This window comes from Ottowia flava, assembly GCF_008017535.1.
Taxonomy (GTDB): Bacteria; Pseudomonadota; Gammaproteobacteria; order Burkholderiales; family Burkholderiaceae_C; genus Ottowia; species Ottowia flava.
Genome location: NZ_VRUA01000005.1, coordinates 161,616 through 174,992, shown reverse-complemented (window position 1 = coordinate 174,992; position 13,377 = coordinate 161,616). Strand labels below are relative to the sequence as shown.

The window sequence follows — 13,377 nt, the reverse complement described above, 5'->3', positions numbered from 1 at the left end:
ACAAGAATCCATGGTGACGAACGGCCAGATCAGGACCGAGGAGTCGAGCGGTTTCGTGGCAGGTGACCTTGGGCCGCTGGCCTGGGTTCTTGACGAGACGCGGAAGTCGATTGACCTTGCGACCAAGTCGCTCAAGCGCTATGCACGTGATGCGGAGGCCGCACGGGGTGTGGACCTTGCAGCCGTCGACGCAAGTCAGCTTCGGATTGCCCGTCAGCATCTGCACCAGGTGGTGGGTGCGCTGGAGATGGTGGGCCAGAGTGTTGCCGCACAAATGGTGCGCGCCATGGAAACGGCGGTGCAGCAATATGTGCTCCGCCCCGAATCCTGCACCGAGGCCGATGCTGCCAAGCTGGAGCATGCGGGCTTCGCTCTGGTTGACTACCTTGAAAACCAGCTGAGCGACAAGCCGCGCGCAGCGCTCGGCCTGTTTCCGCAATACAGGCAGATGCTGGAGATGGCCGGCGCCGACCGCATCCATCCGGCGGACTTGTGGGATCACGCATGGCAATGGGCAGATCCAGCGACGCCGGCGGCTGCTCAACGCATCGCCTACGGTCCCGAGATTCGTGGCCGCCTCGACCAGCGTGTTCTCAAGATCATGAAGCGGGGGGACGTCAACGCGGCGTCAGAACTTGGTGTCATTGCGCTCGGTCTGGCGGATGGCGAAGCCGCACGCCATCCGGTGATCTTCTGGAAGTTGTCGGCTGCGTTTTTTGAAGCGCTTGCCAAGGCTCTGGTGCCGATGGATGTCTACGCCAAGAGGGCGGCATCGCGCATCTTGCTTCAGTACACGTCGCTCGCTCGCGGCGATCAAAGCGTGTCGGAGCGGCTCGCCCAAGATCTGCTGTTCTTCGTTGCGCAATCTCGGCCAGCTGCTAGTTCGCCAGCGCCCGTCGTTGCGGCAGTGAAGCAGGCCTGGGGGCTTGATAGCTACTTGCCCGTGACGTACGAGGAGCCTGCGTTCGGACTCTATGATCCCGCGGTTCTGGCTCAGGCTCGTCGGCGAGTTGAATCGGTCAAGGAAAACTGGTCTGCCCTCGCTGGGGGTGACATGGCCCGTCTCAAGGCCTGTGTCGATCAGTTCGGCTTGGTGGTCGAGTCGCTCAACAAGCTGCACGCCAACGGTCGACCTATGTCGGATGCGCTGACGCGCGTGGCCCAGCAAGTTGCCCATTCTGCACAACCCCCCAGTCCAGAGCTGTCCATGGAGACAGCGACAGCCGTTCTTTTCTTGGAAGCATCCTTCACGGACTTTCAGCCCGCAGATGCGCTGTTCACTCAACGGTTGATCCAGCTGGCGGAGCGACTCGACGCGGTGCGGACCCACCACGCAGCGCCTGCGCTGGAGCCGTGGATGGAGGAGCTCTACCGCAGCTTCAGTGATCGCCAGACCATGGGTACGGTGATTGGCGAATTGCGCGCGACGCTGAGCGAGATAGAACAGCATCTGGACCAGTTCTTCCGTCATCCTGTCAACAAGGACGTGTTGAACTCTGTCCCTGGGCTGATGGGTCAAATGAAGGGTGTGCTGTCGGTTCTTGGGCTGGATCAGGCAGCGTTGGCGGTCACGCGCATGCGCGAGACCGTGGAAAGCTTGCTCACGTCCGATCAAGAGCCAGCCCCTTCTGGCAGTACGGCGCAGTTCGAAAAGCTCGGGACCAACGCAGGTGCGCTCGGCTTCCTGATCGATATGATGGGTTATCAGCCCGTCTTGGCGCGCCGTCTGTTCGTCTTCGATGTCGACGCAGGGGAGTTGCGCCATGTGTCCGGGCGTGAGAAGGTGCCAGCCGTCGACGCCGTCAAGCCGCAGGTTCTCGACCTTGAACTGGATTTGTCCGATGACGTTGGACCAGCCTCCGATTTCGACCGGTTGAGCGAGTTGGAGCCAGAGGTGCTGCCTGGCCAACTTGAGCAACTGGCTGCCCGGGCTGCGCTCGAGGAGAAGCCGGCGCTGGCGCAGGCCGCCGCTCATGCGGCCGATCTCGCGCGGCGTCAGGACAGCGACCAACTTCCTGGTGCCCTGGAATCCGTGTCCGCCGCTGCTGGGGCGCCAGCCCCACCTTTGGCTGTTGGCCCTTCGGCCGAAACAGGATTTGAAGATGACGATGATCTCCTTGACATCTTCCTCGAAGAGGCGCGTGAGGTGGTTCAGAATGGGCAGGAGGCCGTTGCGGTTCTGCGCAACGCACCTGCGGACGGCGAGCAACTGACCACTCTGCGAAGGGCGTTCCATACGCTCAAGGGCAGTTCACGCATGGTTGGGCTGTCCGAGTTTGGAGAAGCGGCCTGGTCCATGGAGCAGGTCCTAAATGCCTGGCTGGCGGAACAGAAGCCTGCATCTGAGGCCCTCGCCGCCGTGGCTGGTGAGACCTTGCAAGGGTTTGCTGGCTGGATCGAGGATATCGCGGGCAAGCGCGCCGATCATTGGCAGGCGGCGCCCTTCCAATTGGTGGCGGACGCTCTTCGCCAGGATGGACAGCAGTTGCCCCTGATGTTGCCGGGCGAAGTGGTCAAGCCTGCATCTAACACGCCGTCGGTTGATCTAAGCATCATCGGTGGCCAAGACGGCACCGACGCGGCGTTGAGCGTTGAGGCACCTGAGTCCCAAGACAGCGACACGCGGTTGATTGGCGAACTGGCACAGCCAGCATCTAGGACGCCAGACAGTCTTCCCGCGCTCGCCGGATTCGAACTGCCTGACCTCAGCCTGCCTCCCGAGCCTGAGCAGCGGACGCCGGACGCTTCCTCGCCTATGTTCGCGTCGGACGTGCCGGAGTGGTCGGACGAGGATTTTGACCTCGAAGGGACCATCGAAGCGGTCGATCTGGACGGCTCCGTCGTTCCAGTGTCGGAGCCGGTGGCGGTTGACGGCGTCCTCCTGCCCAAGCATGAGGCTGAAGAGTTTCAAGGCGACGCAGAAGGTGTTCAAGGTGTCGCCGTCCTGGCGACGGATGAGCCTATCGTCGGGCTTGAGTTGGGCGAGTTGGACTTTGCCTCGCTGGATGCACCAGTTGAATCGACCGCTGAGAGCCGCTCGGACGAGGTTGACTCCTTCGTTGAGGCGACACCCGTCATCGAGCTGTTTGACGCTGCAGAAAGCAGTGGAGCCAACGATGAGATCCCCCGGCCGGCCGACGGGGGCGCGTCGTTAGCAGACGATCTGCTGGCACTGGACTTGGGCGAATTGGATTTCGCGACGCCTGCGAGCGTCGAAGAGGATCCTGTAGAAGCATCGCATGCCGTCGCGCCTGAGACGCCACACAACGAGGAAAACCTTGCCGCCAAATTGGTGAGCGATGCTGATGAAGATTTGGTCAGGCAGATTGGCGATCTGCGGATCAGTGTTCCGCTGTACAACGTCTATCTGAACGAGGCCGATGAATGGTCTCGGCAGCTCATTACCGAGTTGTCCGAGTGGGCCATGGAGTTGGATCACCCGGTCCCCGAGCGCGCGATCGCTCGGGCGCACTCGCTCGCGGGCAGCTCCGCCACGGTCGGTTTTGCGGCCTTGTCTGATTTGTCGCGTGCCGTGGAGCACGCTCTGGAGCGCCTGCATGGCCAACCCTATGGGACGGCTGAACAGGCGTCTGTGCTCAATGAGGCGGCCGAGGATATTCGGCGTGTGCTTCACCAGTTCGCGGCCGGCATTCTCAAGGCGCCGGCCGCCGACGTGCTACAGCGTGTTCAGTCGCTGGAGCCTACCGTTGGCGATTTGCCGCCAGCCGCAGAACCGGAAATGACGCCGGATGCGGCGGCGCCCATCCAGGCAGTTGTGCCGGCACGCCCGGTTGTCGTTCAGTCGCCGTTCGTCTCCGTCGAGGTGAGTGCTGCAAGCATTGCCGACGACATCGATGTGGTTGATGCTGTTGACCCCGACCTGTTCCCGATTTTTGAGGAAGAGGCGGAGGAGTTGATGCCGCAGCTGAGTGCGGCCATGCGCGAATGGCATGCGCATCCGCAGGAGCGCGGTCCGCGCGGTCAGGTACTTCGCGCCTTGCACACGCTCAAGGGCAGCGCGCGCCTCGCCGGTGCTTTGCGCCTGGGAGAAATGGCGCACCGTACGGAGTCGGCGATTGAAACGATCGGTATCGATGGCATCGGTGCACACGATATCGAGCCCTTGCTCGACCATCTGGATGAACTGCAGACCGCGTTCAAGCGCCTTCAAGTCGGCGAAGTCGGCGAAGTCGGCGTCGAAGGTGAAGACGTAGGTGCGTCAGCGCCCGGTGTCGAGTTGCCTGTTCAGGTTGCAGATGTGGCGCCGACCGAAACCGCCGAATCGGTGGGGCGCCCGACTGTCGAGCTGCCGAAGGAGCGGCCGGCCCTGGAGATGGGCGAAGTGGCGCTGCCAGCGCCCTTGTCCCTGGTGTCAGCGCGCGTGGCAGCTGGCCAGTCGGTGCGCGTGCGGAGCCAGTTGTTGGATCGGCTCGTGGCTCAGGCTGGCGAGCTGATGACATCGCGGGCGCGGCTGGAATCTGAAGTCGGTCAACTGCGCAATTCGCTGAGCGAGCTGACCGGCAACCTGGAGCGGTTGCGTGTTCAGCTTCGCGACGTTGAATTGCAGGCAGAAACGCAGATGCAGTCGCGGCTGGCTTTGTCGAAGGACGCACAGCAGAACTTCGATCCGCTCGAGTTTGACCGCTTCACGCGGATGCAGGAACTGACACGGATGATGGCTGAGTCGGTTAACGACGTGGCCACTGTGCAGCGGAGCCTGCAGCGCGCGATCGAAGCCAGTGAAGACGACCTTGCGGCGCAGGCGCGCCAGTCGCGGGAACTGCAGCGCGACCTGCTGCGCACGCGCATGGTGGAGTTCGAAGGCATTTCCGAGCGCCTGTACCGCGTCGTCCGTCAGGCCTCCAAGGAGACCGGCAAGCAGGTCCGCCTGGACATCAGCGGTGGCTCGATCGAAATGGACCGCGGCATCCTGGACCGGATGACGCCCGCTTTCGAGCATCTGCTGCGCAACTGTGTTGTGCACGGTATCGAAAATCAGGCCATGCGCGCAGCGCGAAGCAAGGATTCGATCGGTCTGATTGCCATTGAGGTGCAGCAGGCAGGAAACGACGTGGCCGTCGAGTTCCGCGACGACGGTGCCGGCCTCAATCTGCGCCGCATTCGTGAGCGTGCGCTGCAGCAGGGGCTTATCTCCGCCGATCGCGAGCTGAGCGACGCTGAGGTCGGCAACCTGATCTTCTCGCCCGGATTCTCGACCGCCACCGAAGTCACCGAACTCGCCGGCCGTGGAGTTGGCATGGACGTCGTGCGCACCGAGGTCCAATCGCTTGGCGGACGCATCGAGACCAGTTCTCGCGAAGGTCAGGGCTCGGCGTTCCGCCTGGTGTTGCCGCTCACCACCGCTGTCACGCACGTGGTGATGATGCGCGCTGGCCAGCTGACCGTGGGTGTCCCTTCCAATCTGGTCGAAATCGTGCAACGCGCGCCGGCCAAGGACCTGGATGACGCGTACGGTTCGGGCGTTTACCGCTACGGCGAAGAATCGCTGCCGTTCTTCTGGTCTGGCGCCTTGCTGCAGAGTTCTCAGCGCAGCACCGAACCGCGGGGCCGAGCGACTCCCGTCGTGATTTTCCGCTCAGCCGCACAGAGGGTGGCTGTCCACGTGGATGAGGTGCTGGGCAACCAGGAAGTCGTGGTCAAGGCGCTTGGCCCGCAGCTGTCGCGCTTGCCGGGCTTGGTCGCCATCACGGCGCTCGCTTCAGGTGCCGTGGCTCTGATCTACAACCCGGTGGCGCTGGCCTCGGTGTACGGTGAGCAGGCCCATGCGCTGACCGGCCAGATCCCGAGCACCGAGGTTGTGGCGGCGCCCGGAGCGCCGGTTGAGCCGGTGGCGCCTGCGCTGGCCCCGCACTCGGATATTCCGCTGGTGCTGGTCGTTGACGATTCCATCACCGTGCGCCGGGTCACGCAGCGCCTGCTGCAGCGCGAAGGCTACCGCGTGGCCTTGGCGGCCGACGGTCTGCAGGGCCTGGAGCGGCTGCAGGCCGAGCGGCCAGCGGTTGTGCTGTCCGACATCGAGATGCCGCGCATGGACGGCTTCGACTTTGTGCGCAACATCCGCGCCGACGAGAAGCTGGCCGACTTGCCTGTGATCATGATCACTTCGCGCATCGCGGAAAAGCACCGCGAACACGCTCGCGAGCTGGGCGTCAGTCACTATCTCGGCAAGCCGTACTCGGAAGACGAGCTGCTTGGCCTGATCAAGGGCTACACCACGGTCGCGGCGCTCGCCAAGTGACGCGGTCGGCCTGGCCCGACCGCTAGAATCGGGTGCATGGCCGATGCTGTGCAGCCGATCAACTTGACGAACCACTTCCTCATCGCCATGCCGGGCATGGAGGATGGGACCTTCGCCGGCAGCGTCGTGTACGTGTGCGAGCACAGCGAGCGGGGCGCACTCGGGTTGATCATCAACAAGCCGGGCGACATCAACCTGGGCGACTTGTTCGAGAAGGTCGATCTCCCGCTGGACCGCAAGGAGCTGAGCGCACAGCCCGTCTTCCACGGCGGCCCCCTGCAGACCGAGCGCGGCTTTGTGCTGCACGACCCGATGATCGCGGACGGGCTGGGCGCCGACGAGTCCATCTACGCCTCGACGCTGGCGGTGCCCGGCGGGCTGGAGATGACGACCTCGAAGGACGTGCTGGAAGCCATGTCCAGCGGCGGCGGCCCGCGTCGCGTGTTGATCACCCTGGGGTTTTCTTCATGGGGCGAAGGGCAGCTCGAATCTGAAATTGCGGGCAACAGCTGGCTCACGGTCGATGCCGACATCAGCGTGATCTTCGATTCGCCCATCGAACAGCGCTACGACCGTGCCATGCGCTTGCTGGGCCTGGAGGCCTGGATGCTGTCGCCCGACGCGGGGCACGCCTGAATGGCCGCGCCCGCCCTCGCGCCAGGCGCCGCCGCTCCTGCCTCCGTATCGGCACCATGGGACGTGCCGGCCTCACAAGCCAGTTTCCTCGCCTTCGACTTTGGCTTGAAGCGCACCGGCGTCGCCAGCGGCAACCGAATCACGCGCACCGCGACGCCCCAGGCCACCATCCGCGCTGAAGGCGATGCGCGCTGGCCGCAGGTACAGGCGCGCATTGCGGAATGGCAGCCCGACGCGCTCGTCATCGGCGTGCCGTTTCACCCCGATGGTGCCGCGCACGACAACACGCGCCGTGCGCAGAAATTCGGGCGCCAGTTGCGCGCCCGCTTTGGCTTGCCGGTCTACGAGGTGGACGAGCGTTACAGCACCACCGAAGCGCGTTCGCAGGGCGCGCTCGACGCCGATGCCGCCGCCGCCGCCATCATCCTGGAACAATTCTTGAGGGGTCTCCCATGAGTTCACTGGCGCTCGACGCCGAGGCGCTGTATGCCGATCTGGTGCAAGGTGTGCGCCCGCTGTTGACGGCCGACACGCGCCTGGTCGGCATCGTCTCCGGCGGCCAGTGGCTGGCCGAGCGGCTGCAGCGCGACCTGGGCCGCAAAGGCACGCCCGGCGCCATCTCGTCGGCATTGCACCGCGACGACTTTGCCAAGCGGGGCCTCGCCGCTGCCGGCCAAACCACCCTGCCGTTTGAGGTGAACGGCGCCGACATCCTGTTGCTCGACGATGTGCTCTACACCGGCCGCACCATCCGCGCCGTGCTCAACGAGCTGTTCGACTACGGCCGCCCGGCGCGGGTGCGCCTGGCCGTGCTGGTCGATCGCGGCGGTCGCCAGTTGCCCGTCGCGGCCGACTTCGCTGCCGCGCGCGTCACCGTGCCGGCGGGGCAGTCGCTGGCACTCGCGCAAGGTGATGCCGGGTCTTTCAGTTTCCGCATCGAACACAAGGGGTGACCGTGCTGGCCCGACGCAACCCGCAACTCAACAAGAACGGCGAGCTGATCCACCTGCTCAGCACGGAAGGGCTGTCGCGCGACATCCTCACGCACATCCTCGACACAGCGGCGCAGTTCGTCAGCGTGAGCGACCGCGAGGTCAAGAAAGTGCCGCTGCTGCGCGGCAAGAGCGTGTTCAACCTGTTCTTCGAGAACAGCACCCGCACGCGCACCACGTTCGACATTGCTGCCACGCGCTTGTCGGCCGACGTGTACACGCTCGACATCGCGCGCTCGTCCACCGCCAAGGGCGAATCGCTGCTCGACACCGTGGCCAACCTCAGCGCCATGGCGGCCGACATCTTTGTCGTGCGCCACAGCGAAAGTGGCGCGCCCTACCTGCTGGCCGAGCATGTCGCGCCGCACGTGCACGTGGTCAACGCGGGCGACGGGCGGCACGCGCACCCCACGCAGGGGCTGCTCGACATGTACACCATCCGTCACTACAAGAAGGACTTTTCCAACCTGGTGGTGGCCATCGTGGGCGACGTGCTGCACTCGCGCGTGGCGCGCTCGGACATCCATGCGCTGACCACGCTTGGCGCGGCCGAGGTGCGCGTGGTTGGCCCGCGCACGCTGGCGCCGGGCGACTTCGGCCCGATGGGCGTGCGCGTGTGCCACACGCTGGAAGAAGGCATCAAGGACGCCGATGTGGTCATCATGCTGCGCCTGCAGAACGAACGCATGAGCGGCGCGCTGCTGCCCTCCAGCCAGGAATTCTTCAAGAGCTTCGGCCTCACGCCCGACAAGCTGCGCTGGGCCAAGCCCGACGCCATCGTCATGCACCCGGGCCCGATCAACCGCGGGGTCGAGATCGATTCGCAGGTGGTCGATGGCCAGCAAAGCGTGATCCTGCCGCAGGTGACTTTCGGCATTGCGGTGCGCATGGCGGTCATGAGCATCGTCGCGGGCAACGAGGCATAACGTGGACCACCCCCAGGCTCCACGCGCTGCGCGCTGTTGCGCCACCCCCCTCGAGGGGGCGCCGCCGCTGGCCGGTGCAAGCCCGGCCAGGGCGGCTGCTGGCGTGGCCTGCTCCGCGGCCATTCGATCGGGTGCGTGGGCTGATCAGGCCTTGTGTGAACTACTTAATTGATAGCTGGCCGCGCAAGCTGCGCCAGGGCCAGACGCCGATTTGACACTTAAACCATGAAACTCCTGATCCAGCACGGCCGGGTGATCGACCCGGCCACCGGGCGCGATGAAGTGAGCGATGTGGCCATCGCTGCCGGCCGCATCCTGGGCATCGGCAAGACGCCAGCCGACTTCGCGCCCAACCGCACCATCGACGCGCGCGGCTGCTGGGTGCTGCCTGGTCTGGTCGACCTCACGGCGCGCCTGCGCGAGCCGGGGCACGAACACGCCCGCATGCTGGAAAGCGAGATGGCCGCCGCCGTCGCCGGTGGCGTGACCAGCCTGGTCTGCCCGCCCGACACCGACCCGATCCTGGACGAGCCCGGCCTCGTCGAAATGCTGCGCACCCGTGCCGAGCGCCTGCACCAGGCCCGCGTGTTCCCGCAGGGCGCCCTCACGCGCGGGCTGAAGGGCGAGGTGTTGACCGAAATGGGCCAGCTGACCGACGCGGGCTGCGTGGCCTTCGGCCAGGCCGACGCGCCCATCGTCAACACCCAGGTGCTGCAGCGCGCACTGCAATACGCCAGCACCTTTGGCTACGCCGTCTGGTTTCGCCCGCTCGACCCTTGGCTGGGCACGGGCGTGGCCGCCAGTGGCCCGCTGGCCATGCGCATGGGGCTGGCCGGTGTTCCGACCACGGCCGAAACCATTGCGCTGCACACCCTGTTCGAACTGCTGCGCGCCCTGCGCGGCAGCGGCGCCGGTCCGCGTGTGCACCTCTCGCGCCTGTCCAGCGCGGCGGGCGTCGAGCTGCTGCGCCAAGCCAAGGCCGAGGGTCTCAACGTCACCGCCGACATCAGCATCAACTCGCTGCACCTGACCGACCACGACATCGGCTACTACGACACCCGCACCCGCCTTACGCCGCCGCTGCGCCAGCAGCGCGACCGCGATGCGCTGGGCGCGGCGCTGCTCGACGGCACCGTCGACGCGCTGGTGTCCGACCACACCCCGGTCGAAAACGACGCCAAGCACCTGCCCTTTGCCGAGGCCGAACCCGGCGCCACCGGGCTCGAATTGCTGCTGCCGCTGGCGCTCAAATGGGGCGCCTCGGCCGGCGAGGGCGCGGAATCGCGCGCGCTGGCCGCCGTCACCAGCGCGCCCGCGCGTGTGCTGGGCCACGCACTGGGCACACTGCAGGCCAGCTGCGGCCGTCTGGCCGAAGGCGGCGTGGCCGACCTGTGCGTGTTCGATCCCGAAGCGCGCTGGACCGTCGCGCCCGACGCGCTGCGCAGCCAGGGCAAGCACACGCCGTTTGAAGGCTACGAACTGGCCGGCCGCGTGCGGTGCACGCTGGTGGGCGGCCACCTGGCGCACGGTGGCTGAAGCCATGACACGCTGGCGCAGCACGCTGCGGCGATGCGCGGCTGCGCAGACGACTCCTCTGCCTTTGTTTGGGGTCGGTGCACGCATCTGGCCGCGCCCACAACAGCCGTGAAAGTCTTCACCGCCACCTGGCTGCTGATGCGCGGCGGCGCGCACATCGCGCGCGGCTGGTGGACCATCCGCACGCGCTTTCCGCAACTGACCCAGGCTGAGCGCGAGGCCGAAGTCCAGCGCTGGGCCGCCGGCTTCCTGCGCGTGTGGCGGATCGACCTGCAGGTGCATGGCGCGCCGCCCAAGGACGGGCCGCTCATGCTGGTGGCCAACCACATCTCCTGGCTCGACATCCTGGTGCTGCACGCGGCCGGGTTCTGCCGCTTTGTCGCCAAGTCCGACATCAAAGGCTGGCCCGTCATCGGCCACATGGCCACCCAGGCCGGCACGCTCTACATCGAACGCGAATCGCGCCGCGACGCCCTGCGCGTGGTGCACCACATGCGCGACGCGCTGTTGCGCGGCGAAGTGGTCGGCGTCTTCCCCGAGGGCACCACCAGCGACGGCCAAAGCCTGCTGCCCTTTCACGCCAACCTGATCCAGGCCGCGGTATCGGCCGCCGCGCCGGTTTTGCCCGTGGCGCTGGAGTTCGTCGACGCGCGCACAGGGCGCATCAGCATGGCGCCCATCTACATCGGTGATCAGACCCTCGCCGGCTCCGTCTGGCGCACGTTGACCACCCCCGGCATCCGCGCCGTCGTGACCTACGGCGCGCCGCAGCTGCCCGTTGGCCGCGAACGGCGCGAATGGGCCGCCGCCCTGAAAACCAGCGTCGCTGCCCTGCGCCAGCACACGGCTGCTCCTGAATAAATAGCTTGTCGCGCAAGTGGTTGTAGGGCTAGTGGGCGATTTTTATAGGAGTCGCTGACCCCGCCGCACGGCTTGGGTCCCATGTCGCATGCCGCCGCCCGCCCCAAAATACCCAGTTTCAGGGATATGCACTTTGAAACATCCCGGCTAGGCTCGTCCCCATCTGTTCGCAGGTCGATGGACCGCTGCGGCTCAAAGGCATCCGGCCCTGGCAGCGCCCGCCGGGGCGCCGCACCATCTACCGACCGAACGGCCCCGTTCCACTTCCTGCTCAAGGTGCTGTGCATGTTGTCTTGTCCCGTGACCTCTTCGCGCCGCCGCGCTTCTGCGCTGCGGCGCGCCGCCGTCTTGCAGGCCGTCCTGCTGGCCGCCGGCGCCGCCCAGGCCGCCACCTGGACGGTGACCAGCGTGGGCGACAACGCCACCACCGCCCCGTGCAGCGTCGGCAACCAGTGCGCCACCTTGCGCGACGCCATCGCCGCCGCCGCAGCGGCGGGCGACACCATCCAGTTCAGCGGCACTGGCATCATCCCCTTGGTGGCCGAGCTGGTGGTGAGCAAGAACCTGACCATTCATGGCCCTGGCGCAGCCCAGCTGACGCTGAGCGGCCAGGGCGCGGTCCGGATTCTGACCGTTTCTGCGGGCAGCCTCACGCTCAGCGGCGTGACCTTGGCTGATGGCAGCGCTCAGCGCAACCATCCGAATGACTGGGGCGGGGCTGTCTATGTCAGCCAAGGTGCCACGCTGAGCTTGGCGGACAGCGTGGTTCGCAACAACACGGCCGGCTTCGGCGGAGGCTTGGCGGCCTCAAACGGGACGCTCGCGGTGACCGACACCACTTTTGAAAACAACAGTGCGAGCTTTTACGGAGGCGCCGCATTCGTTTGGGGTGTCGCTTCCAACGGTTCCTTTGTAGCCAATACCTTTAGCGGCAACGCCGCCGACAGTAGCGGTGGGGCCATCAACGCGAACAACGACAGTGTGCTCACCGCAGTCAACAACACTTTTGAGGACAACCGAGCTGAGCTGCCGGGCGGCGCTGTGTTTGTCGTTGGCGCAGCCTCGATCCGGAACAACACATTTTCGGCCAACCGAGCCAGTGGGGGTGCGGCAATTTTTGCAGTGTCGCTCGCGGGCATTGACAACAACGTGTTCACGGATAACGTGTCGACATTTTTAGGAGGTGCACTGTGGGGGAGTATCGCCGGTAGCCGCAACGTTTTCTTCAATAACACGATCGCTGGCATGGCCGATGACGCCACGACCTACGGCACTACCAGCCCCATCATCACCACCGCCGCGCCTCTGGGTGCCCTGGGCAACCACGGCGGCCTGACCCAGACGATGCTGCCGCAAGGCGCGGCCCTTTGCGCGGGCGACGTCAGCCTGCTGCCGGCTGGCACCACGACCGACCAGCGCGGCCAGCCGCGCACCTCGGCGGTGCCTGCGGGCACCTGCTTGGACGCGGGCGCCGTGCAGCTGGTGCGAACCGCGGCGACCGTTGTTGTGGCGGTCACAGGCAACGGCAGCGTCAGCGCCGGCGCCACACCCGCGCCGCTGGCCGGCGGCATCAGCGCCTGCACCAGCCAGGGCGGCGCAGCTTGCCAGGCCGACTACGACAGCAACTTGGTGCCCAACGTCACGCTCACCGCCACGCCACCCGCCGGCGAGGTCGTCTCCTGGGGCGGCGCCTGCGCCGGCGCCACGGGCAACAGCTGCATTGTCACCATGGACCAGGCGCGTGCGGTCACGGCCGCGTTTGCCGCCGCGCCGGCCCTCCCCGTCGGCTTGATCGTCGCCGTCACCGGCAACGGCAGTGTCAGCGCCGGCGCCACGCCCGCGCCGCTGGCCGGCGGCATCAACGCCTGCGCCAGCCAGGGCGGCGCAGCTTGCCAGGCCGACTACGACAGCAACTTGGTGCCCAACGTCACGCTCACCGCGACTCCGCCCGCTGGCGAGATCGTCAGCTGGGGCGGTGCATGCGCCGGCGCCACGGGCAACAGCTGCACCGTCACCATGGACCAGGCGCGTGCGGTCGCGGCTGTATTTGCCGCCGCGCCGCCGGTGCCGGTGCCCACGCTGGGCCAGTGGGGCTTGCTGCTGCTGGGCGCGCTGGCCGCGGCGATCGGCGGGCTGGCGCTGCGCCGTCGCAGCGCCTGAATGCTAT

Annotated in this window: 8 protein-coding genes; all 8 read left to right on the top strand. The window is 66.3% G+C overall.

The features are described from left to right. The first annotated feature begins 10 nt into the window (after positions 1-10). The 8 genes from FVQ98_RS08015 to FVQ98_RS07980 all read left to right on the top strand — a co-directional run bounded on the left by FVQ98_RS08015 (position 11) and on the right by FVQ98_RS07980 (position 13,370). The gene (locus tag FVQ98_RS08015; RefSeq protein WP_147912909.1) at positions 11-6,259 is read left to right on the top strand and encodes an Hpt domain-containing protein; all 6,249 of its coding nucleotides are present in this window, start codon (positions 11-13) and stop codon (positions 6,257-6,259) included. 36 nt (positions 6,260-6,295) lie between these two features. Continuing rightward, positions 6,296-6,895, top strand: a complete 600-nt coding sequence (locus FVQ98_RS08010; protein ID WP_147912908.1) for a YqgE/AlgH family protein — start codon at positions 6,296-6,298, stop codon at positions 6,893-6,895. After that, positions 6,896-7,351, top strand: coding sequence for a Holliday junction resolvase RuvX (gene ruvX, locus FVQ98_RS08005; protein WP_147912907.1), 456 nt, complete (start codon positions 6,896-6,898; stop codon positions 7,349-7,351). Further along, positions 7,348-7,848, top strand: a complete 501-nt coding sequence (gene pyrR, locus FVQ98_RS08000; RefSeq protein ID WP_147912906.1) for a bifunctional pyr operon transcriptional regulator/uracil phosphoribosyltransferase PyrR — start codon at positions 7,348-7,350, stop codon at positions 7,846-7,848. Before ruvX ends, pyrR begins: the two co-directional genes overlap by 4 nt. 2 nt (positions 7,849-7,850) lie before the next feature. Next, positions 7,851-8,813: an aspartate carbamoyltransferase catalytic subunit gene (locus tag FVQ98_RS07995; protein WP_147912905.1), complete on the top strand. Its 963-nt coding sequence runs from the start codon at positions 7,851-7,853 to the stop codon at positions 8,811-8,813. Between the two features lie 225 nt (positions 8,814-9,038). Continuing rightward, positions 9,039-10,349, top strand: coding sequence for a dihydroorotase (locus tag FVQ98_RS07990; RefSeq protein ID WP_147912904.1), 1,311 nt, complete (start codon positions 9,039-9,041; stop codon positions 10,347-10,349). A 108-nt stretch (positions 10,350-10,457) separates the two neighbouring features. After that, complete coding sequence (locus tag FVQ98_RS07985; protein WP_370512931.1) at positions 10,458-11,210, top strand: lysophospholipid acyltransferase family protein; 753 nt, start codon at positions 10,458-10,460, stop codon at positions 11,208-11,210. A gap of 285 nt (positions 11,211-11,495) precedes the next feature. Beyond that, a complete protein-coding gene (locus FVQ98_RS07980; RefSeq protein ID WP_187265674.1) occupies positions 11,496-13,370 on the top strand; it encodes an IPTL-CTERM sorting domain-containing protein in 1,875 nt (624 codons plus the stop codon). Positions 13,371-13,377 lie beyond the last annotated feature (7 nt).

What these genes read in the sequence shown, in the direction of transcription:
- FVQ98_RS08015 (WP_147912909.1), top strand. Translation starts at nt 11, where the DNA reads ATGGTGACGAACGGCCAGATCAGGACCGAGGAGTCGAGCGGTTTCGTG.
- ruvX (WP_147912907.1), top strand. Translation starts at nt 6,896, where the DNA reads ATGGCCGCGCCCGCCCTCGCGCCAGGCGCCGCCGCTCCTGCCTCCGTA.
- FVQ98_RS07990 (WP_147912904.1), top strand. Translation starts at nt 9,039, where the DNA reads ATGAAACTCCTGATCCAGCACGGCCGGGTGATCGACCCGGCCACCGGG.
- FVQ98_RS07980 (WP_187265674.1), top strand. Translation starts at nt 11,496, where the DNA reads ATGTTGTCTTGTCCCGTGACCTCTTCGCGCCGCCGCGCTTCTGCGCTG.
- FVQ98_RS08010 (WP_147912908.1), top strand. Translation starts at nt 6,296, where the DNA reads ATGGCCGATGCTGTGCAGCCGATCAACTTGACGAACCACTTCCTCATC.
- pyrR (WP_147912906.1), top strand. Translation starts at nt 7,348, where the DNA reads ATGAGTTCACTGGCGCTCGACGCCGAGGCGCTGTATGCCGATCTGGTG.